The sequence below is a fragment of the Alterinioella sp. genome, from assembly GCF_058343375.1.
Map to the genome: position 1 here is coordinate 1 of NZ_JBTUJH010000079.1, position 18,652 is coordinate 18,652.

The following is an 18,652-nucleotide window of genomic DNA, read 5'->3' on the forward strand; positions in this document are numbered from 1 at the left end:
GCTCGATTCGCTGGCCGCTTTGTGGCTGTCGGGCCGCTTGCCGGGGCTGGCGCGAACGGCGGTGATCTTGCTGGCCGTGGGCTTGATGGCCCCGCAGGCCCGGGCGCAGAGCGCCGCCGATGAGGCGCTGGCGCTGCTGGCAACCTCGGAAATCACCCTTGGCTATGTGCTGACCGGCGACGCGAGGCTGGATGAGACCTCGCGCGCCGGGCTCTATGGGCTTGGGCTGACGCTGGCACAGCGCAGCTCGGTCGAACCCGCCCCGCCCATCGGCATTGATCTGGAACGCGATGAGCTGGTGTTTTTCCCGATGATCTACTGGCCGATCAGCCCCGATCAGCCGATCCCGTCGGACGCCGCCTATGCCAGGCTGAACGCCTATCTGCGCGGCGGCGGCATGATCGTGTTTGACACCCGCGACGCCGATATCGGCCGCTTCGGCGCGGCAACGCCCAATGGGCGCGCTTTGCGCGAAATAGCCCGCCCGCTGGACATTCCGCCGCTGGAACCGGTGCCCGAAGATCATGTTCTGACCCGGACCTTCTATCTGCTGCAGGATTTTCCGGGCCGCCATCTGGGCCGCGATGTCTGGGTCGAGGCCGCGCCGCCCGATGTCGAACGGATCGAGGGGATGCCGTTTCGCAACCTCAATGACGGGGTCACGCCGGTGGTGATCGGCGGCAATGATTGGGCCGCGGCCTGGGCAATGGATGAAAACGGGCGCGCGCTCTATCCCATCGGGCGCGGCTTTGCCGGCGAACGCCAGCGCGAGATCGCGCTGCGCTTCGGGGTCAATCTGGTGATGTATGTGCTCAGCGGAAATTACAAATCAGATCAGGTCCATGTGCCCGCCCTGCTTGATCGTCTGGGGCAATAGATATGGCGCAGGATATTATCTTTGACCCGCAATTGCCCTGGGCCGTGATCTGGGCCATGGCCGCCATGGCGGCGCTGTTTCTGGGCCTGCAGATCTGGCGCGGGCTGGCGGGATGGCCGCTGCGCGCATTGGCGGCCTTGGCGTTGCTGCTGGCGCTGGTCAACCCGTCGCTGCAAGTTGAAGAGCGCGAGCCGCTATCCGATATCGTGCTGCTGGTGATCGACCAAAGCGCCTCGCAGCAGATCTCGGACCGGGCCGCGCAGACCGAGGCGGCAGTGGCCTCGGTGCGCCGCGAAGTTGCCTCCCTTGGCATGGAATTGCGCGAGGCACGCGTCGGCGACGGCCCCGACAATACCGGCACGCTGGCCATGGCCGCACTGGCCGAGCTGATGGCAGAGGAGCCGCGCGCGCGTATCGCCGGGGCGATTGTGATCACCGATGGCCAGATCCATGATGCCGATCTTGTCCCGGAACTGCCCGCCCCCCTGCACGCGTTGATCACCGGGCGCGCGACCGATTGGGATCGGCGGCTTCTGGTTCAGAACGCCCCGGCCTTTGCAATTCTGGATGAGGAATTCGTGCTGACCCTGCGCATCGAGGATGCGGGCGCGGTGCCTGCGGGCATTGGCGGGCTGGCCGAATTGCGGATCTCGATCGACGGCGATGCGCCGCGCAGTTTCATGGTGCCGGTGGGCGAGGATCTGGACCTGCCGATGACCCTGCCGCATGCCGGGATGAACGTGCTGCAATTTGAACTGCCCGAGGCCCCCGGCGAACTGACCGACCGCAATAATGGTGCCGTGGTGCAGATCAATGGCGTGCGCGACCGGCTGCGCGTGCTTCTGGTGTCGGGCCAGCCGCATCCGGGCCAGCGGACCTGGCGCAACCTGCTGAAATCGGACCCGTCGGTCGATCTGGTTCATTTCACCATCCTGCGCCCGCCCGATCGCCAGGATGGCGTGCCGGTGACCGAACTGTCCCTGATCGCCTTCCCCACGCGTGAGCTGTTTCTCGAGGCCATCGACGAATTTGACCTGATCATTTTCGACCGCTACCGGCGGCGCGGTATCCTGCCGATGGTCTATCTGGACAATGTGCGGGCCTATGTCGAAAATGGCGGCGCGTTGCTGTTGGCGGCGGGGCCGGATTTCGCCGGCGCGAATTCGCTCTACCGGACGCCGCTGGCCAGCATCCTGCCGGGGCGCCCCACCGCGCAGGTCATTGAAACGCCCTTCCTGCCCGAAATATCAGATCTCGGGCAACGCCACCCGGTCACGGCGGGACTGGCCGAGACCCATAGCCAACCGCCCGACAGCGACGCGCCCTGGGGCCGCTGGCTGCGCCAGATCGAGGTGACGGAACAAAGCGGCCAGACCGTGATGACCGGCGCGGATGGCCGCCCGCTGCTGATCCTGGACCGGGTCGGGCAGGGAAGGGTGGCGCTGCTGGCCTCCGATCAGCCCTGGCTGTGGGATCGCGGCTATGAGGGTGGCGGGCCGCAACTGGAGCTGTTGCGCCGGCTGGCGCATTGGATGATGGCCGAACCGGAGCTGGAAGAAGAGGCCCTGCGCGCCGAGGCGGACGGCCAGACCATCACCATCACCCGCCAGACATTGGCCGAGGAAACCGGCGATGTGACCGTCACCATGCCCGATGGCAGCGAGGTTGTGGTGACGCTGGAAGAAACCGCGCCGGGGCGGTTCAGCGGCGAAATCAACGGCCCCGAGATCGGCCTCTATCGGCTCAGCGATGGTGACCGTGACGCGGTGGTGGCGCTTGGCCCGGCCGCGCCGCGCGAGTTTGAGGAAACCCTGGCCAGCGGTGCCGCGTTGCAAGATCCGGCGGCGCTGCGGCGCGGCGGTGTGCTGCGGCTGGAAGACGGGCTGCCCGATATCCGGCGCGTCGCGGAAGGGCGCAATGCGGCCGGGCGCGGCTGGATCGGGCTGACCCCGCGCGCCGCCTATCTGACCACCGATATCACGGTGACGCCGCTGATCTCGGCCTGGCTGTTCCTGTTGATCGCCGCCGGTCTGATGCTGGGGGCCTGGCTGCGCGAAGGGCGGCAATAATGCACGTCTCGGAAAGCTTGGGACAGGGTGCATCGCTTGGACCGCGTTGAAATCTTTGATTTCAGGCAGCGTTATGCGATTCAGGTTTTCCCGAAACTGCTATAGCGCGCTTGCGCTGGCTGCTCAGTTCAGGCTCAGCGCCTGTGTCATGGCGGCCCATCCCGTCACATTGGTAGAGGCGCGAATGTGAACGATATCGGTGCCACCGGGGATCGCCACATCCCCGAGGCTGCGGGTAAAGGGCTGCTCCTCGACATGCGGATGGACCAGAATCCGGGTGCCCAATATGGTGCCATCGGCCAGCTCCACCCGCCAGCCATCGGCATAATCCTCCCAGCCGGTATCGCCATGCGCGAGGGTCACGTCAAACTGCCATCTGTCGCCCGATGCCTGCGCCGTGACGGCCACGATTCGCGCCGGATCAGCATCGGCAGGCCCCATCATGACGATCAGGGCAAGGGCAATGGTTGGGAGGGTCCGCATGGGCGGCATCTTCCATTGCCCGGCCCGGATTGTCACCTGACGCCTGCGTGAGGCCTGTCATCCGATAACCCCCGCCCGATATTGCGTATCACGGACACGAAAGCGCATTCTGAGGTCAGCACCCGGGTTGAACCGGCCACTCCATTTGAAAAAGGACCAGATTATGTTGAATAAATTGAATAAATCCATTGCCGTGACGGCGCTGATTGTCAGCGGCGTTGCGGGTCTTTCAGCCAGCGCGCAGGGGATCAGCCTCACGGTGGTCGACGGTCAGGCCACGGTGACGCCTTTATCGGCAAGCCCGGCGGCTCTGGCCATGCGCAGCTTTGCCCCCGCAGCGATGACCCCGTTGACCGGTCTCGAATGCTCTGGTTTCGGCAGGCCCGCCCTGCGTCCCGTTGACGTCAAGCTGGACTTTGCCAAACCGGTGCTTGCGGAACCCGCAATGCTCTGGACCATGCCGGCCCCGCGCCTTGATGCCCGCTTCGCGCTGCCCGCCTTTCGCGCCAACCCGGCGGCGTTCCTGTCGGCCATGCTGCCTGCCACCGCTCCTTGCGCCGTAATCGCCGGGTAAAACCAGGTCACCGGCCCCGCCTTGAAACGCTCAGCGCAAGGCGGGGCCGAGGTCCAATTTCTGCCCAACTCGTCGCGTAAACCCCGGCCCAACGCCCCCTTGAGCAAGGACCGGACCCTTGATGCGCGCCCTTTTTATCCTGCTGCTGCTGGCCAGCCCGGCCGCGGCCCAGACCCTGCCCACAATCGCCCCCGCCGGGCCGCCATTGGAGGTTGTGACCGGCATTGGCCCTGATCGGCAGTGGCAGGCGGTCGGACGGATCGATACCGGGCCCGGATTTTGCACCGGCACGCTGATTGCCGCCGATCTGGTGCTGACCGCGGCGCATTGTCTGTTTGATCCCGAAACCAGGGAACGGCTGCCACTGGCGGGGTTCGGCTTCAATGCCGGGCTCAGAAACGGCCGGCCGGTGGCCTATCGCACCATCCGGCGGGCTGTGATCCATCCCGGCTATTCGATGGGTCTGAGCGATGAGCTGGACCAGGTTCGCGCCGATATCGCCATTCTTGAACTTGATCGCCCCATTTCGGCGGAAATCATGCGCCCGATCCCGGCGCGCGGGCAGGCCAGCGTGGGCGATTCGGTGCAGATCGTCTCTTATGGGCGGGATCGGGCAGAATCCGCCGCGCTGGAAGATGGCTGCGATGTGCGCGCGGATCGGGGCGGGTTTCAGGTTCTGGGCTGCTATATCGACCCCGGCTCCTCCGGGTCGCCGGTCTTCATGCGCCAAAACGGTCAATTGGGTATTGTCTCGGTGATATCGGCGCTTGCCGAATGGCAGAATGATCCGGTGGCGCTGGCCGCCGATCTGGGCGGCGGTCTGGCCCCCATTCTGGATCTTCTGGACCGCACCGATGACGTCTTCAGCCGCGAGGCGTCGCGGATGCGCACGCTGACGGCGGGCAATGACGGCACCGGCGATATCAGTGCGCGGTTCATTCGCGTCACCCCTTGACGACCCTTCTCTGACTTCCCACATCGAAAATGTTCCGGTGCCCGACTTTGGGGCCGGGGCATGAACCGATAGGGCGGGTCCGTTCGGACCGCCCGCAAAATCGTTATCGCTCAAACCAGAGAAAGAGGATGACCCAAATGAGAACGCATGATTTCACCCCGCTTTTCCGCGCCAGCGTTGGCTTTGACCGGATGGCAGATATTCTCGACCGCGTCATGACCCAGGATACCGGGGCCACGACCTACCCGCCCTACAACATCGAGAAGACCGCCGATGATGCCTATCGCATCTCGATTGCGGTGGCCGGTTTCAGCGCCGATGAACTGAACATCGAGCAGCGCGAAAACGGCCTCTATGTCAGTGCGCGCAAGGCCAGCGACGATACCGAGCGGACCTATCTGCATCGCGGTATCGCCACACGCGCCTTCGAGAAACGCTTCCATCTGGCCGATCACGTGCGCGTGACCGGGGCCAGCCATGATGCCGGTATGCTGCATATCGACCTGGTGCGCGAAGTGCCCGAAGCGCTGAAACCGCGCCGCATCGAAATAGCGTCAGAGGCAGGCTCTGCCCCCGCAATCGAATCCGACGCGGCCTAAACCAGCCAAAGCGATGCAACCACAAACGCAGCCCCTGACCGGGCTGCGTTTTCTGCGTTTTGGCCCCGTTAGGCGTCCGGAAACCATTTCCGTCCCAAACTGCCGCCAGCGATCACAAAAACCCCAGGCGTTGCCAATGGATGACCAGCCGCCAATGGGCCGCGAAATGCTGTGGCCTGATCTTCCCGATGATGGGGCCGCCACCATGCGCGGGGCCGATCAGTTCGTGGTGCGCGAAGGTCCGGGCCATGAGATCATTGACGGGTTTTGCGTGGATGCGGGCGACCGGGTGATCTTTGATCGCTACGAGATTCAGACCCATGCCGATATCCGGTCGCGGATGCATGGCTCCGGGCGTGACACCTTGATCCGGTTCGACGATGGCGGCTCGCTGCGGCTGAAGCGGCTCGATCCTGACGATCTGGAGGCCGCGCATTTCGTGTGCCTGGGCGGCCCGGTGCAATTGACCGCCGCAACCCTGGTCAGCACCGCATCCGGGGTCAGGCCGGTGCGCGATGTGGTTGAGGGGGATCTGCTGACAACCGTCGATCATGGGCTGCAACCGGTGCGCCAGATCATCCGCCAGCGGCGCAGCTTTCAAGGGCCCGACGATCCCGGCCGCCCGGTGGTGATCTCGTTTGGCGCGCTGGGGCGCGGCCGGCCGCGCCGGGCGCTGACCGTGGCACCCTATCAGCGGGTGATGATCGAACATCCCGTGACCGGGGCCGAATTGCTGATAGCGGCCGGCAATCTGGTGGGCCGGGCCGGTGTGCAGCGGGTGCGCGGCTGTGTGCAGGCCAGCTTCGTCAATCTGCGCTTTGACGCGCATGAACTGATCCTGGCCGAAGGCATGGCCACCGAAACATTGCTGATCCACCGTCGCAACCGCCTGATCGCCGCCGGGCCTCAGATGCAGCCCGCGCGCCCGATCTATCTGAAAGACCCGGCCTTTCACCCCGACCGGCTGGACCCGCGATACCGTATCATGCCACCGCCCGATGTGCCTGAACGGGCAGGGGCCTAGAACCACTGCCCCGGTTCCATCAGCCCCAATTCCATAAGCTGCTGTGATGACCAGTAGAACCGGGTGGATTTATGCCAGCGGAAACTATCGACATCATGGCGCGATCCGGGGTTGCTGCGCAGCGCCTTGGCAACGCGGAATGAACATACCGTGGCCGACATCGAATGATGCCAGGGGCAGGAATAGGTGTTCATTTCAGGGTCCGACAGCGAATGATCATTGTTCAGCGTCAAGCCCGGCGCGGCCCGAAACAGGCTGGACCGGTCGATCCGGCGTTTGGGCACCGGCACATGTTCCTCGAAGCGCCACCTGAGACCGCCATAGAAATTCAATTGCCGCTCCAGCACCTCGCCGGCCTCATCGCGGCGGGTTTCGGCGTAATAGCCCGAACTGTCGAGATGCGCGGTTTCCAGCGATACGGCATCGGGATGGCGGGTCAGATCCTCGGCATAGAGGTCGATCACATAGGTCGGCACCACCTCGCGGCGTTCTTCGGTCACAAAGGCAATCGCTTCCCCGATGCGGCGCTGCTCGCAAAAGGGAAAAAACAGGTATTCGGCGTTGAAACAGTAGTGAATCCATTCGCCCGGCACCAGTTTGATCAGCGCGTTCACAATCGCGGGCGCGGTGCCGGGCTGGCGCGTCTGGTGGCGGATCACCTCGATGATGGAGGCATCATCGACATCCTCGGGCAGGTCGACATCATCCGGGGCCAGCAGGAACAAGCGGCGAAACCCCAGATGCGTCAGGTGATCCAGGGTCGAGCCCAGCTCGGTCCGGTCCTCGGCAATCACAATCGCAAACGGCCCCTTGCCAGGCGGTTGGCGGCCCGCATGCGAGACGAAGCTGGAGATGGACGGATGGATCATCTGGGTTGGCCCCGGTTTTTCTGCTCGGCCATACTGTGCCTTGCGGCTTTCGATTTTGCAAACATCACGCGCGTCATTGATGCGCTGGCGGGCTTGCGGTAGATGGCGCAGGAACCCGCCCGGAGGCCCGCCCGATGTCCGCACCGAAAAAGCTCTTTGTCAAAACCTATGGCTGCCAGATGAATGTCTATGACAGCGAACGCATGGTCGAGGCCCTGGGGTCGGAAGGCTATGAACAGGTCGCCACGGCGCAAGAGGCCGACATGATCCTGCTCAACACCTGCCATATCCGCGAAAAGGCCGCCGAAAAGATCTATTCCGAACTGGGCCGGTTCAAACCCCTGCGTGATGCCAACCCGGATCTGAAAATCGGCGTTGCCGGCTGCGTGGCCCAGGCCGAGGGCGCCGAGATCATGCGCCGCCAACCGATGGTCGATCTGGTGGTCGGCCCGCAGACCTATCACCGCCTGCCTGCGATGGCGCGCGCGGTCGAGGCCGGGGAAAAGGCGCTGGATACCGATTTCCCCGAGGAGGATAAATTCCTGCACCTGCCGAAGGCGCGCAAGCCCGGGCGCAGGCCAACGGCATTTCTGACCGTGCAGGAAGGTTGCGACAAGTTCTGCGCCTTTTGTGTCGTGCCCTATACACGCGGGGCCGAAGCCAGCCGCCCGGCCGATCGCCTGCTGCACGAGGCGCGGGATCTGGTGGAACATGGCGTGCGTGAAATCACCCTTCTGGGCCAGAATGTGAACGCCTATCACGGCGCTGGACCGGATGGTGAATGGGGCCTGGCGCGGCTGATCCGCGAGATGGCCCTGATCGACGGGCTGGACCGGATCCGCTTCACCACCTCGCATCCCAATGACATGGAGGATGACCTGATCGCCGCCCATGGCGATTGCGACAAGCTGATGCCCTATCTGCATCTGCCGGTGCAATCAGGATCAGATCGCATTCTGAAGGCGATGAACCGCAAACATACCGCCGCCGATTATGAAGCGCTGATTGCCCGTATCCGCGCCGCCCGGCCCGATCTGTTGCTGTCAGGCGATTTCATCGTCGGCTTTCCCGGCGAAACCGATGCCGATTTTCAGGCGACGCTGGATCTGGTGGAGCGCGTTGGCTATGGCCAGGCCTATTCATTCAAATATTCCGCGCGTCCCGGCACGCCGGCGGCCGAGAAAGCGCCGGTCGCGCCAGATCTGGCCGATGCGCGGCTGCAACGCCTGCAAGCGCTTCTGGGACAGCAGCAAAAAGCGGCGCAAGACGCGATGGTCGGGCGCGAGGTTCGGGTGCTGTTCGAAAAACCCGGGCGGCTTGAAGGGCAACTGGTCGGCAAATCCGATTATCTGCACGCCGTTCATGCCGTGGCACCCGATGACCTGATCGGCCAGATCGCGACGGTGCGGATCGTGCAAAGCGGCCCCAACTCGCTGAAAGGCGAATTGCTGGGATAAAGCACTTCTCGGAATTCCTGAGACATAATGTATCATTTAACGCGTTGAAATCCTTGATTTCAGGCAGCGTTAAGTGATTCAGGTTTTCTGAGAACTGCTATAGGCCGGGGGCCGCGCAAACGGCCCCCGGCCCGACCTGTCACCGGCGCCAGTTGGGCGGCTGGCTTTCGATGATGCGCAGCATGGTTGCGCGGATATTTTCCGAATTGCCGACACCGGAGGCATCCCGACAGACCCGTTCCGCCATGGAATGCGCCTCGGGATAGGTGTAGCCGGCATTGACCAGGCTATCGACAAAGACCGGCTCGGGGCGATCCCAGATCACCTCTTCCCAAGGACCGCGGAAGCAGCTGACGGTAATGGTGACCAAGATGACCTCGGCCGCGGGCCGGGCGTAAGCCTGGGCATGGGCGTAGCTGCGCTGCTGGCTGTGGACATACTGGTTGGCATAGCCATGGTGGACGTCATGGGCCAGGGCGGGTGCCGCCGTGAACATGCTGGCCAACAGGGCGGTTGCGATTAAGGGGCGTTTCATATCTTCCCATCCTTTTTTCGTCGAAATCTGTGACAGTTTGCGCGTCGATGGGCGGGCCGGTTCACGCCAAGCCTCTTTCTTGCCTGTTAAGATTTGATTTTAACCTTCTAGGGTGCCCTGTGAAGGCCGCAGCGCAATTGTCGGTGGTTTCTGGAAACGAACACATGGCCTCACGGTCATTGTCTACACCCGCGCTACAAACCCATCTGATTTCCAACATGTTTCCTTCAATTTTCCTAAAAATTGCCACAATCGGGTAACCCCCCCGGAACGCAGCGCCGAATCGGTCAACGCCGCGCGACCGTGCCGATTGTTGATGTCTGCGCAGCCCGCCGACCCGGATTTTCCTGCGATTTCAGCGCTCTTTTGGTCAGGTGTTTCGCGGCGGGAATGCCCGATGGTGGTATTTCATGCTTCCAATGGCGCATAATCTTGCTAAAGTTCACCCAATGAACGGGGGGCGGATCCCCCCATGGCCCTGCCAGGCCAGCAATCAACAAGATCGCGCCAGAGACATGGCCGACGGACACAGGGGGGTGTTGCCGCAATGCGTTTAAGGTTTCCAGAATTTAAGGGTGTCATGATGGTGGCCGTTGCGATCGGCCTGCTGATCTCGACGCTGCCGCATCCGGTGTCGGCGCAAAGCACCGGTGTCATAACCGGAACCGTTGAACCGACGATCTGGATCGACCCCGATGGCTGTATGCACTGGGTCGCCGATGGCGGTGTCGAGGGCTATATGGAAGGCCGGGTGAACCCCGAGAACGGCATGCCGGTCTGCCTGGATATGAACACCTGCTCGGTGACCAATACCGACACGCTGTTCCGCACCGACAGTGCCCGGTTGATGCCCGGCGCAAGGGAGGGTCTGGCGCAGTTCTTCCAGAGCGCGGGGGCCTTTGCCTACGCGATCTACGGCCATACCGACAGCCGCGCATCGGATGAATACAATATGGATCTGTCGCAACGCCGTGCCGCCTCGGTTGCCGCTGTCGCGCGTTCCGTCGGGGCGCGTGTCGCGCGCGAAATCGGATATGGCGAACGCCGTCCGGTTGTCCCGAACACGAGCGCTGCCAACATGCAGCAGAACCGCCGCGTCGAAATCGTCTGCTATAGGTGAGCGCCATGATCAGTTATCCCACAATCCTCAAATTCTCGGCGACATTCGGAACCCTCTTGTTTCTGTCGGCATGTGCTGAAAACTTCGAAGGCGTCACCTCGACCAGCGATCCCGCGCCGCTGCGCGCCATCGGCGAAGACCGCGGCCGCGATGCCGGACCTCTCAGCAGGTTGGAAGCCGGGATCTATATTGACCCTGACGGCTGCCAGATCTGGATGATCGACGATGGTCTCGAGGGCTATTGGTCACGTCGGCGTGATCCGGTCAGCGGGTTGCCGGTCTGCACCGGTGTGGCACCGCCAAATTCGATCATTGGCAATACCCAGGTCGGGGCCGGTATCCCCGATCGTGTGCCGCGCAGCTAAGGGTTTCGGTTGATGTAATAAAAGGGGCGGTCCGGTTGCGGGCCGCCCTTTTTGCTGTTCGCCATCATCGGCCCTTCTCTACCGGGCGATCCGTCCAGCAAAACGAGCCGAGTCTGACCCGAAACGCTATTGCTGTTGCCTTGGCCCGGCGGGCTTGCCACAGTGGGCGCAGGATACTCACTGACGGGAGACGCCCTTGGCGACCACCATCTTGTCTCAGCCTGCCGCCGAGACCCCGCCTGAACTGACCCTTGAATTCCCCGATAACCGGCTGTTGATCGCGCTTTGCGGTGAATTTGACCGCAATCTGGCGCAGATCGAGCATCTGTTGGATGTCCAGATCATCCGCCGCGGCAATGCTGTCGATGTCTTGGGTGGCGCGCGCGAAGAGGCCGCCAAAGCCCTGCAAACGCTCTATGAACGCGCCGAGGCCGGGCGCGGGCTCAGCCCCGGCGATATCGACGCGATCGTGCGGCTTGGCAATTCGGCCGAGGGCACCGGGGCCCGCGATGGCGACCAGATCGAGATGTTTCAGGGCGACGATCTGGAAATCAGGACGCGCAAGAAAACGGTCGAGCCGCGCAGCCGGGCGCAGCAGGATTATGTGCGCGCGCTTTTGGGCAATGAAATGGTTTTCGGCATCGGCCCGGCCGGCACCGGCAAGACCTATCTGGCCGTTGCCGTGGCGGTGAACCAGATGATAAACGGCCATGTCGACAAGATCATCCTCAGCCGCCCGGCGGTGGAGGCGGGCGAACGGCTGGGCTTTCTGCCCGGCGACATGAAGGACAAGGTCGACCCCTATATGCAGCCGCTTTACGATGCGCTGAATGATTTCCTGCCGGGCAAGCAACTGGCCAGGCTGATCGAGGAAAAGCAGATCGAGATCGCGCCGCTGGCCTTCATGCGCGGGCGCACCCTGGCCAATGCCTTCGTGGTGCTCGATGAGGCCCAGAACGCCACCACGATGCAGATGAAGATGTTCCTGACCCGTCTGGGGCGCGGCAGCCGCATGGTGATCACCGGCGACCGGACCCAGATCGACCTGCCCCGCGGCGTGACCAGCGGCTTGCGCGACGCCGAACGTCTGCTGGGTGGTATCGAAGGCATCTCCTTCAATTATTTCACCGCCAAAGATGTGGTAAGACACCCCATGGTCGCCAAGATCATCGAGGCCTATGATGCCGATAGCGTCGAACAGTAGGGTGCCATGCCGCATGATCATCACCATCACATAGACCCGGAGGCCGGAGATTTCCGGGTCGCTCTGGCCATTGCGGTCAATCTGGCTCTTACCGTGGCGCAGGTCATTGGCGGCATTCTTTCGGGGTCGCTGGCCCTGATCGCGGATGCGCTGCATAATTTCTCGGATGCAATCGCGCTGATCATCGCCTTTACGGCGCGCAAGATCGCGCGGCGCCCCGCCGATCACGCCATGACATTTGGCTATGGCCGGGTCGAGGTGGTGGCGGCGCTGGTCAATTACACCACTTTGGCGGTTCTGGGAATTTACCTGGTCTATGAGGGCGTTATGCGCCTGATCGACCCGCAACCGGTGGCGGGCTGGATCGTGGTGATCATTGCGGTTGTGGCGCTTGTGGTCGATCTGGCCACCGCCGCGCTGACCTGGTCGATGTCAAAGGACAGCGTGAACATCCGGGCGGCGTTTCTGCATAATCTGGCCGATGCCGCCGGCTCGGTCGCGGTGATTGTGGCGGGGGTCGCAATTCTGCTCTGGGATCAGACCTGGGTAGACCCGGCGGTCACGCTGCTGATCGCGGGCTATATCCTGTGGCAGGTGGCCCGCGAAATCGGCCCGGTTATGCGCATCCTGATGCTCGGCAGCCCCAAGGGCATTGCCATTTCCGAGGTGCTGGCAAAACTCGGTGCCGAACCCGGCGTCAGCGATATCCATCATGCGCATCTGTGGATGATGCAGGAACATGAGGCCGCGTTGCAGGCCCATATCGTGGTCGATGCCGGGCAATGGGGGCAGGCCGATGCCATCAAGGCGCGGCTGAAATCGGTGGCGCGTGACAGGTTCGGCATCTCGCACACCACCTTCGAGATGGAATGCAGCCAGCATGCCTGCGATGCGCCTGCCACGGTCGGAGCCTAGGCGATGGGTGTCGATCTGGTGATCGAGGAGAGCGGCTGGACCAAAGCGCATCTCGGCGCGCTGGCGCAATCGGCCTGCGCGGCGGCGCTGGCCGGGCTGGGTCTGGACCCGGACCGCTTCGAGATCAGCCTGCTGGGCTGCAATGATGCCCGCATCGCCGCGCTGAACGCGGATTTCCGGGGCAAGCCGCAAGCCACCAATGTGCTGAGCTGGCCGGCCCGTGACATCGCCCTGCCGCTTGGCCGGATGCCCGAACTGCCGGTGCCCGGCACGGGTGGCACTGCTGGCGCGGCGGTGGAACTGGGCGATATTGCCATCGCCCATGAAACCTGTGCGGCGGAAGCGGCAGAGCAGGGCAAGCCGTTTGACGATCATGTGCGCCATCTTTTGGTCCACGCCACCCTGCATCTGTTGGGTTTTGATCACATAAATGACGCCGATGCCGCCCTGATGCAGGGGTTGGAGACGCGCATCCTTGAAACTCTGGGCATACCTGACCCATATTGGGGCTGCGGGCGCATATTTGGCCCGGCGTTACTTTTTGGAAAGGAGCCATGAGCTCAAATCCCGACAGCTCGTCTAGCGCAGCGCCAAGCGCGCAGCCCGATGACGACGCCCCTGACCACAGGCCCGGCTTTTTTGCCCGGATCTTTGGCAGCGCCCCCAGCAATGATACACCCGCCCACGAGGCCAACCCGTCCGACCCGCATCACCCGGCCGGCAACGGGCCGCTTGCTGCCATCCGCATGTATAATCTGCACCGGTTGCGGCTGGATGACGTGGCCGTTCCACGCGCCGAAATCACCGGCGTGGCCAATGATATCACGATGCCCGATCTGGTCGAGGTGTTCCGGAAAACCGGCTATACCCGCTTGCCGATCTATGACGGCACGCTGGATAATCCGGTGGGGCTTGTCCATCTCAAGGATCTGGCGCTTGAACATGGCTTCAACGGCAAGACAAAGGAATTTGATGTCACCACGATGTTGCGCCCGCTGCTCTATGCGCCGCCCTCGATGCCGATTGGCGTGATGCTGCAAAAGATGCAGACGGATCGGATTCACATGGCGCTGGTGATCGATGAATATGGCGGTGTTGACGGGCTGGTGACGCTTGAGGACCTGATTGAACAGATCGTCGGCGAGATCGAGGATGAACATGATGTCGAGGAGGGCCAGCTCTGGACCGAGGAAAGCCCGTTGAGCTGGCTGGTGCTGGCGCGTGCGCCATTGGACGAGTTCGAGGCCGCCATCGGCCGATCCCTGACCACCGGTCTGGATGATGAGGAGATCGACACGCTTGGTGGGCTGGTGTTTTTGCTGTCGGGCCGGGTGCCGGCGCGCGGCGAGGTCGTGCCGCACCCTTCGGGGGCTGAATTCGAAGTGGTCGATGCCGATCCGCGCCGCATAAAACGACTGCGCGTGCGCCTGCCGGGACAGACGGCCTGATGCGGCGCGGGTGGATTGCCGACCTGGTCTATCTGGTGCCGGGCCTGATGGCCGCGACGGGGCAGGCCCCGTTGAATTACTGGTGGCTGGCGCTGATCGCATGGGGGCTGGCGCTATTTGGCATGACGCGGGCCCGGACCTGGCGTCAGGCGACCAGGATCGGATGGCTGGTCGGTGTCGGCTATATTGCCGGCACGCATTTCTGGATCGTATCACCCTTCTATATCGACGCTGATACCTATGCCTGGATGGCCCCCTTTGCGCTGGCCGGGATGGTGGCGGGGCTGGCGTTGTTCTTTGGCGGGGCCTATGCGGCGGCATTTTTCCTGGGCCGCCGGGCAGGGGCCCGCGTGGTGGCACTGGCAGCCTGCCTGATCACGGCGGATTTCCTGCGCGCCTGGATGTTTACCGGCTTTCCCTGGGCGCAGATCGGCTCGCTCTGGCTGGGGCAGCCCTTCATGCAACTGGCAGCCCTTGTCGGCGTGCCGGGGGTCGGGCTGTTGACGCTGCTGGCGCTGGCGGCCCCTTTATCGGTGACCGGACGGGCGCGGATCGTCGCCGGCGTTCTGTCTCTGGCGATTGTCGGGGCGGGCAGCTTTTATGGCCTGTCGCGCCTGTCGATCCCGGTGGCACAAACCGAAACCCGGATCCGCATCGTGCAGCCGAACGCAGCCCAGGATCAGAAATGGCTGCCCGAAATGGCCCCGGTGTTTTATGAACGCCTGCTGGAGCTGACAACCACCCCGTCCGAAACCCCGTTCGATATCGTCATCTGGCCCGAAACGGCGCTGACCTGGCGCTTGAACATCATAGATGAGCTGCTGCCCGAGATGGCCGATGCCGCAGGCGGCGCCGAGCTGATCTTTGGCGTCCAGCGGGTGGCCGATGGGCAGTTTTTCAACAGCCTTGCCGTGTTGCAACCCGATGCGCAGGTCAGCCAGATCTATGACAAGTTTCATCTGGTGCCATTTGGCGAATATATCCCGATGGCGGGGCTGCTGGCGGCAACCGGGATCATGCCCGATGCCGAACGGCGCGGCTATACGCCGGGGCCGGGGCCACGCGTGCTCGATATGGGCGATGCCGGGCTGATGCTGCCGCTGATCTGCTATGAGGCGATATTCGCGCGCAACGTGGCGGACGCATCGCAACGGCCCGACTGGATCGCACAAATCACCAATGACGCCTGGTTCGGGGATTCTGCCATGCCCTATCAGCATCTCGACCAGACCCGGCTGCGGGCCATTGAACAGGGGCTGCCGGTGGCGCGCGCCGCCAATACCGGGGTTTCGGCGATGATCGACCCTTACGGGCGCATTCTGGCCTCCTACCCGCTGAACCAGGCCGGCATCATAGATGGCACGCTGCCCGCGCCGCTGGCCGCCACGATCTATGCGCGCGCTGGCAACTGGCCCACGATCATGTTGCTTGTGATCCTCTTTGGCGGTTTGGCTGTGCGACGGGCCAAGAACGGCATTGATCCCAGGCCGCGAACCCCGTAAGGCCGGGGAACAAAGCACCACAACGGCTTCCTGACGTGGTGACCATAACAGATATCGGAGCACTTCTCATGACAAATAATACACATGTTTTCACCTCGGAATCCGTTTCCGAGGGGCATCCCGACAAGCTTTGTGACCGGATCTCGGATGCGATCCTGGATGCATTTCTGGCCGAAGAACCCGAGGCCCGTGTCGCCTGCGAGACCTTCGCCACCACCAACCGCGTCGTGATCGGCGGCGAGGTCGGCCTGAGCGACAAGAACAAGCTGCACGATTATATGGGCCGGGTCGACGCGATCACCCGCGCCTGCATCAAGGATATCGGCTACGAGCAGGAAAAATTCCATCACGCGACCGTCGAGATCACCAATCTGCTGCATGAACAATCGGCCCATATCGCGCAGGGCGTCGATGCGACGGATGACAAGGAAGAAGGGGCCGGCGATCAGGGCATCATGTTCGGCTATGCCACCATCGAGACACCGCAACTGATGCCGGCCCCCCTGCTTTATGCCCACGCCATCCTGCGCCGCCTGGCCGAGGCTCGCAAGGACGGCTCGGCACCGGACCTGCGCCCGGATGCCAAAAGCCAGCTTTCGGTGCGCTATGTCGATGGCAGGCCGGTCGGGGTGACCTCGATCGTGCTGTCCACACAGCACGCGCGGGAAAGCCAGACCAGTGCCGATATCCGCGCCATAGTGGAGCCTTACATCCGCGAGGTTCTGCCCGAGGGCTGGATCAGCGATGACACCGTCTGGCATGTGAACCCGACCGGTAAATTCGTGATCGGCGGCCCCGATGGCGATGCCGGTCTGACCGGGCGCAAGATCATCGTCGATACCTATGGTGGTGCCGCCCCGCATGGCGGCGGTGCGTTTTCGGGCAAGGATCCGACCAAGGTGGACCGCTCGGCCGCCTATGCCGCGCGCTATCTGGCCAAGAATATCGTGGCGGCGGGCATGGCGGAGCGATGCACCTTGCAACTGAGCTATGCCATTGGCGTGGCCCGGCCCCTGTCGATCCATGTTGATACCCATCGCACCGGCACGGTCGATGAGGCGCAGATCGAACGCGCCGTGATGCAGATCATGGACCTGACACCACGCGGCATCCGCAATCATCTGGGTCTCAATCGCCCGATCTATGAACGCACGGCGGCCTATGGCCATTTCGGGCGCGCGCCCGAAGCCGATGGTGGTTTCAGCTGGGAACGCACCGACCTGATCGAGACGCTGAAATCCGCCGTTTGAGATTTTCGCCGAAGATGATAAATCAAGGGTCGCCCCCCCATATGAGGGGGCGACCATTTTTATGACGAATGAGGATTTCATGACCGAAATAAACCCGACCTATACGGAGCGTTTCACAAAGCAATATGGCATCGTGGCGGCCGGAATTTTCATTGTGTTCGGCCTTGCCATGTCGGTATTTCCCAACCTGTTATCCGCGCCCATTTTGCGCGGCGCGCTGATCGGCGGCTCCATTGGCGCGATCATGTGGCCGATCATGGTGTTCGCGCAGAGCTTTCTGAAGGCCGAGGGGCGCAAGGCCGACAGTGCCGAGGCCTGGGGCTATGCGAAAAAATTTGCGGTGAAGGCTATCGTCGTCAATCTGGTTCTGGGCGTGGTTGCCATCATCGCAGCTTTTGTGATGGGCGGCGTGCGCAGCGATGAGATCGGGATCGCCTTTGGCGTGATGGTGGTGAGCGTGGCCATCGGCTTCGGATTGCAGTTCCTGATGTTCCGGGTTTTCATCTGGTCGGCCTTCAAGGGGGCCGAAAAGCGGGCCCAGCGCCAGCAGGGCGGTTGAGCCTGCCGCGCGGGGCAGGTATGGCCCGGTGGCAATCTCGCAACTGACCTCAGGCCCGATGCCCAGAAAAACCCATCCCTCAGGCGCGCCATGGCGCAATTTCTATGGCCGCCGCAAAAGCCACCATATGAAAGACAGCCAGCAGGCGCTGGTCGATGCTGATCTGGCGGCGCTGTCGCCGGGGCCGGTCGGATGGGATGAAAACCCCGACCGGGTGGCTTTGGACATGGCCACGCTGTTTGCGGGTCGTGATCTGTGGCTGGAAGTGGGTTTTGGCGGCGGTGAGCATATGGTGCATCAGGCGGTGCAGAACCCCGATGTGGGTATCATCGGCTGTGAGCCTTATATCAACGGCGTGGCGATGCTGCTTGGCCGGATCCGTGCGTCAGGTGTCAAGAACCTGCGCGTCTATCCCAATGATGTGCGCGATCTGTTTGACGTGCTGCCCGAGGCCAGCGTTGCGCGGGCTTTTCTGCTCTATCCCGACCCCTGGCCCAAGGCGCGCCACCACCGGCGCCGGTTCGTGACGCAGGAGCATCTGGCCCCCTTGGCGCGGGTTCTGAAACCGGGGGCGATTTTTCGGGTGGCGACGGATATTCCCGATTACGTGCGCCAGACCTTGCAGGAGGTGCCGAAGGCGGGGTTTGCATGGCTGGCCGAGGGGCCGGAAGACTGGCGGCGCCCTTGGGCGGACTGGATTGCGACCCGCTATGAGCAAAAGGCGCTGCGCGCGGGCCGGGTGCCGCATTATCTGACGTTTCGCAAGGATTAGGAGGTGTCGCCGCGCGGGCCGCGCGGCGACCCGGGGGGGGGGGGGGGGGGGGGGGGGGGGGGGGGGGGGGGGGGG

The 18,652-nt window shown here is 63.2% G+C and carries 20 protein-coding genes and 1 riboswitch; of the genes, 17 read left to right on the plus strand and 3 right to left on the minus strand.

The genetic code is table 11. The annotated features are described in order from the left end of the window. Positions 1 to 877, plus strand: an 877-nt coding sequence (locus ACW8PS_RS11440; RefSeq protein ID WP_491527543.1) for a DUF4159 domain-containing protein, incomplete at its 5' end; no start/stop codon positions are given. A 2-nt stretch (positions 878 to 879) separates the two neighbouring features. Next, positions 880 to 2,946: a hypothetical protein gene (locus ACW8PS_RS11445; protein ID WP_491527544.1), complete on the plus strand. Its 2,067-nt coding sequence runs from the start codon at positions 880 to 882 to the stop codon at positions 2,944 to 2,946. Between the two features lie 123 nt (positions 2,947 to 3,069). On the opposite strand, the gene ACW8PS_RS11450 is transcribed toward ACW8PS_RS11445, so the two are convergent. Next, positions 3,070 to 3,429: a hypothetical protein gene (locus ACW8PS_RS11450; RefSeq protein ID WP_491527545.1), complete on the minus strand. Its 360-nt coding sequence runs from the start codon at positions 3,427 to 3,429 to the stop codon at positions 3,070 to 3,072. A 163-nt stretch (positions 3,430 to 3,592) separates the two neighbouring features. On the opposite strand from ACW8PS_RS11450, the gene ACW8PS_RS11455 reads away from it, so the two are divergent. The 4 genes from ACW8PS_RS11455 (at position 3,593) to ACW8PS_RS11470 (ending at position 6,581) form a co-directional block, all read left to right on the plus strand. Then, on the plus strand, positions 3,593 to 4,003 hold the full coding sequence (locus ACW8PS_RS11455; RefSeq protein WP_491527546.1) for a hypothetical protein: 411 nt from the start codon (positions 3,593 to 3,595) through the stop codon (positions 4,001 to 4,003). 121 nt (positions 4,004 to 4,124) lie between these two features. Next, positions 4,125 to 4,958 carry a trypsin-like serine peptidase gene (locus tag ACW8PS_RS11460; protein WP_491527547.1) on the plus strand — a complete coding sequence of 278 codons (834 nt, stop codon included), beginning with the start codon at positions 4,125 to 4,127 and terminating at the stop codon, positions 4,956 to 4,958. A 137-nt stretch (positions 4,959 to 5,095) separates the two neighbouring features. Further along, positions 5,096 to 5,557 (plus strand): Hsp20 family protein, encoded by a 462-nt coding sequence (locus ACW8PS_RS11465; protein WP_491527548.1) that lies wholly within the window; start codon positions 5,096 to 5,098, stop codon positions 5,555 to 5,557. Between the two features lie 136 nt (positions 5,558 to 5,693). Beyond that, positions 5,694 to 6,581 carry a Hint domain-containing protein gene (locus tag ACW8PS_RS11470; protein ID WP_491527549.1) on the plus strand — a complete coding sequence of 296 codons (888 nt, stop codon included), beginning with the start codon at positions 5,694 to 5,696 and terminating at the stop codon, positions 6,579 to 6,581. On the opposite strand, the gene ACW8PS_RS11475 is transcribed toward ACW8PS_RS11470, so the two are convergent. After that, positions 6,578 to 7,450 (minus strand): hypothetical protein, encoded by an 873-nt coding sequence (locus tag ACW8PS_RS11475; RefSeq protein WP_491527550.1) that lies wholly within the window; start codon positions 7,448 to 7,450, stop codon positions 6,578 to 6,580. The two genes, ACW8PS_RS11470 and ACW8PS_RS11475, sit on opposite strands and share 4 nt — an antisense overlap. Before the next feature lie 134 nt (positions 7,451 to 7,584). On the opposite strand from ACW8PS_RS11475, the gene miaB reads away from it, so the two are divergent. Further along, positions 7,585 to 8,907, plus strand: a complete 1,323-nt coding sequence (miaB, locus tag ACW8PS_RS11480; RefSeq protein WP_491527552.1) for a tRNA (N6-isopentenyl adenosine(37)-C2)-methylthiotransferase MiaB — start codon at positions 7,585 to 7,587, stop codon at positions 8,905 to 8,907. Positions 8,908 to 9,046: 139 nt separating this feature from the next. Here miaB and ACW8PS_RS11485 read toward each other — a convergent pair whose 3' ends face one another. Next, positions 9,047 to 9,442, minus strand: coding sequence for a hypothetical protein (locus tag ACW8PS_RS11485; protein WP_491527553.1), 396 nt, complete (start codon positions 9,440 to 9,442; stop codon positions 9,047 to 9,049). 580 nt (positions 9,443 to 10,022) lie between these two features. Here ACW8PS_RS11485 and ACW8PS_RS11490 point away from each other — a divergent pair. From ACW8PS_RS11490 to trmB, 10 genes are all read left to right on the plus strand, one after another. Next, positions 10,023 to 10,562 (plus strand): OmpA family protein, encoded by a 540-nt coding sequence (locus tag ACW8PS_RS11490; protein ID WP_491527554.1) that lies wholly within the window; start codon positions 10,023 to 10,025, stop codon positions 10,560 to 10,562. A 5-nt stretch (positions 10,563 to 10,567) separates the two neighbouring features. Beyond that, positions 10,568 to 10,927, plus strand: a complete 360-nt coding sequence (locus ACW8PS_RS11495; protein WP_491527555.1) for a hypothetical protein — start codon at positions 10,568 to 10,570, stop codon at positions 10,925 to 10,927. 196 nt (positions 10,928 to 11,123) lie between these two features. Then, a complete protein-coding gene (locus ACW8PS_RS11500) occupies positions 11,124 to 12,131 on the plus strand; it encodes a PhoH family protein (RefSeq protein ID WP_491527556.1) in 1,008 nt (335 codons plus the stop codon). Positions 12,132 to 12,137: 6 nt separating this feature from the next. Continuing rightward, the gene (locus ACW8PS_RS11505) at positions 12,138 to 13,046 is read left to right on the plus strand and encodes a cation diffusion facilitator family transporter (protein WP_491527557.1); all 909 of its coding nucleotides are present in this window, start codon (positions 12,138 to 12,140) and stop codon (positions 13,044 to 13,046) included. 3 nt (positions 13,047 to 13,049) lie between these two features. Continuing rightward, the gene (ybeY, locus tag ACW8PS_RS11510; protein ID WP_491527558.1) at positions 13,050 to 13,604 is read left to right on the plus strand and encodes an rRNA maturation RNase YbeY; all 555 of its coding nucleotides are present in this window, start codon (positions 13,050 to 13,052) and stop codon (positions 13,602 to 13,604) included. Then, positions 13,601 to 14,494 (plus strand): hemolysin family protein, encoded by an 894-nt coding sequence (locus ACW8PS_RS11515; RefSeq protein WP_491527559.1) that lies wholly within the window; start codon positions 13,601 to 13,603, stop codon positions 14,492 to 14,494. The genes ybeY and ACW8PS_RS11515 overlap by 4 nt, the downstream gene beginning before the upstream one ends. Continuing rightward, positions 14,494 to 15,996, plus strand: a complete 1,503-nt coding sequence (lnt, locus tag ACW8PS_RS11520; RefSeq protein WP_491527560.1) for an apolipoprotein N-acyltransferase — start codon at positions 14,494 to 14,496, stop codon at positions 15,994 to 15,996. The genes ACW8PS_RS11515 and lnt overlap by 1 nt, the downstream gene beginning before the upstream one ends. Before the next feature lie 11 nt (positions 15,997 to 16,007). After that, positions 16,008 to 16,058, plus strand: a riboswitch (SAM-SAH riboswitch). 6 nt (positions 16,059 to 16,064) lie between these two features. After that, on the plus strand, positions 16,065 to 17,246 hold the full coding sequence (gene metK / locus ACW8PS_RS11525) for a methionine adenosyltransferase (RefSeq protein ID WP_491527561.1): 1,182 nt from the start codon (positions 16,065 to 16,067) through the stop codon (positions 17,244 to 17,246). Positions 17,247 to 17,325: 79 nt separating this feature from the next. Next, complete coding sequence (locus tag ACW8PS_RS11530; protein ID WP_491527562.1) at positions 17,326 to 17,805, plus strand: ABZJ_00895 family protein; 480 nt, start codon at positions 17,326 to 17,328, stop codon at positions 17,803 to 17,805. Between the two features lie 58 nt (positions 17,806 to 17,863). Further along, on the plus strand, positions 17,864 to 18,577 hold the full coding sequence (gene trmB, locus ACW8PS_RS11535) for a tRNA (guanine(46)-N(7))-methyltransferase TrmB (protein WP_491527563.1): 714 nt from the start codon (positions 17,864 to 17,866) through the stop codon (positions 18,575 to 18,577). Positions 18,578 to 18,652 lie beyond the last annotated feature (75 nt).

Excerpts from the sequence above, each read along its gene's own strand:
- ACW8PS_RS11530 (WP_491527562.1), top strand. The coding sequence starts at position 17,326 with ATGACCGAAATAAACCCGACCTATACGGAGCGTTTCACAAAGCAATAT.
- ybeY (WP_491527558.1), top strand. The coding sequence starts at position 13,050 with ATGGGTGTCGATCTGGTGATCGAGGAGAGCGGCTGGACCAAAGCGCAT.
- ACW8PS_RS11515 (WP_491527559.1), top strand. The coding sequence starts at position 13,601 with ATGAGCTCAAATCCCGACAGCTCGTCTAGCGCAGCGCCAAGCGCGCAG.
- ACW8PS_RS11445 (WP_491527544.1), top strand. The coding sequence starts at position 880 with ATGGCGCAGGATATTATCTTTGACCCGCAATTGCCCTGGGCCGTGATC.
- ACW8PS_RS11495 (WP_491527555.1), top strand. The coding sequence starts at position 10,568 with ATGATCAGTTATCCCACAATCCTCAAATTCTCGGCGACATTCGGAACC.
- miaB (WP_491527552.1), top strand. The coding sequence starts at position 7,585 with ATGTCCGCACCGAAAAAGCTCTTTGTCAAAACCTATGGCTGCCAGATG.
- ACW8PS_RS11470 (WP_491527549.1), top strand. The coding sequence starts at position 5,694 with ATGGATGACCAGCCGCCAATGGGCCGCGAAATGCTGTGGCCTGATCTT.
- ACW8PS_RS11450 (WP_491527545.1), bottom strand. The coding sequence starts at position 3,429 with ATGCGGACCCTCCCAACCATTGCCCTTGCCCTGATCGTCATGATGGGG.
- ACW8PS_RS11465 (WP_491527548.1), top strand. The coding sequence starts at position 5,096 with ATGAGAACGCATGATTTCACCCCGCTTTTCCGCGCCAGCGTTGGCTTT.
- ACW8PS_RS11460 (WP_491527547.1), top strand. The coding sequence starts at position 4,125 with ATGCGCGCCCTTTTTATCCTGCTGCTGCTGGCCAGCCCGGCCGCGGCC.
- ACW8PS_RS11475 (WP_491527550.1), bottom strand. The coding sequence starts at position 7,450 with ATGATCCATCCGTCCATCTCCAGCTTCGTCTCGCATGCGGGCCGCCAA.
- ACW8PS_RS11505 (WP_491527557.1), top strand. The coding sequence starts at position 12,138 with ATGCCGCATGATCATCACCATCACATAGACCCGGAGGCCGGAGATTTC.
- ACW8PS_RS11485 (WP_491527553.1), bottom strand. The coding sequence starts at position 9,442 with ATGAAACGCCCCTTAATCGCAACCGCCCTGTTGGCCAGCATGTTCACG.
- trmB (WP_491527563.1), top strand. The coding sequence starts at position 17,864 with ATGCCCAGAAAAACCCATCCCTCAGGCGCGCCATGGCGCAATTTCTAT.
- lnt (WP_491527560.1), top strand. The coding sequence starts at position 14,494 with ATGCGGCGCGGGTGGATTGCCGACCTGGTCTATCTGGTGCCGGGCCTG.
- ACW8PS_RS11455 (WP_491527546.1), top strand. The coding sequence starts at position 3,593 with ATGTTGAATAAATTGAATAAATCCATTGCCGTGACGGCGCTGATTGTC.
- ACW8PS_RS11490 (WP_491527554.1), top strand. The coding sequence starts at position 10,023 with ATGATGGTGGCCGTTGCGATCGGCCTGCTGATCTCGACGCTGCCGCAT.
- metK (WP_491527561.1), top strand. The coding sequence starts at position 16,065 with ATGACAAATAATACACATGTTTTCACCTCGGAATCCGTTTCCGAGGGG.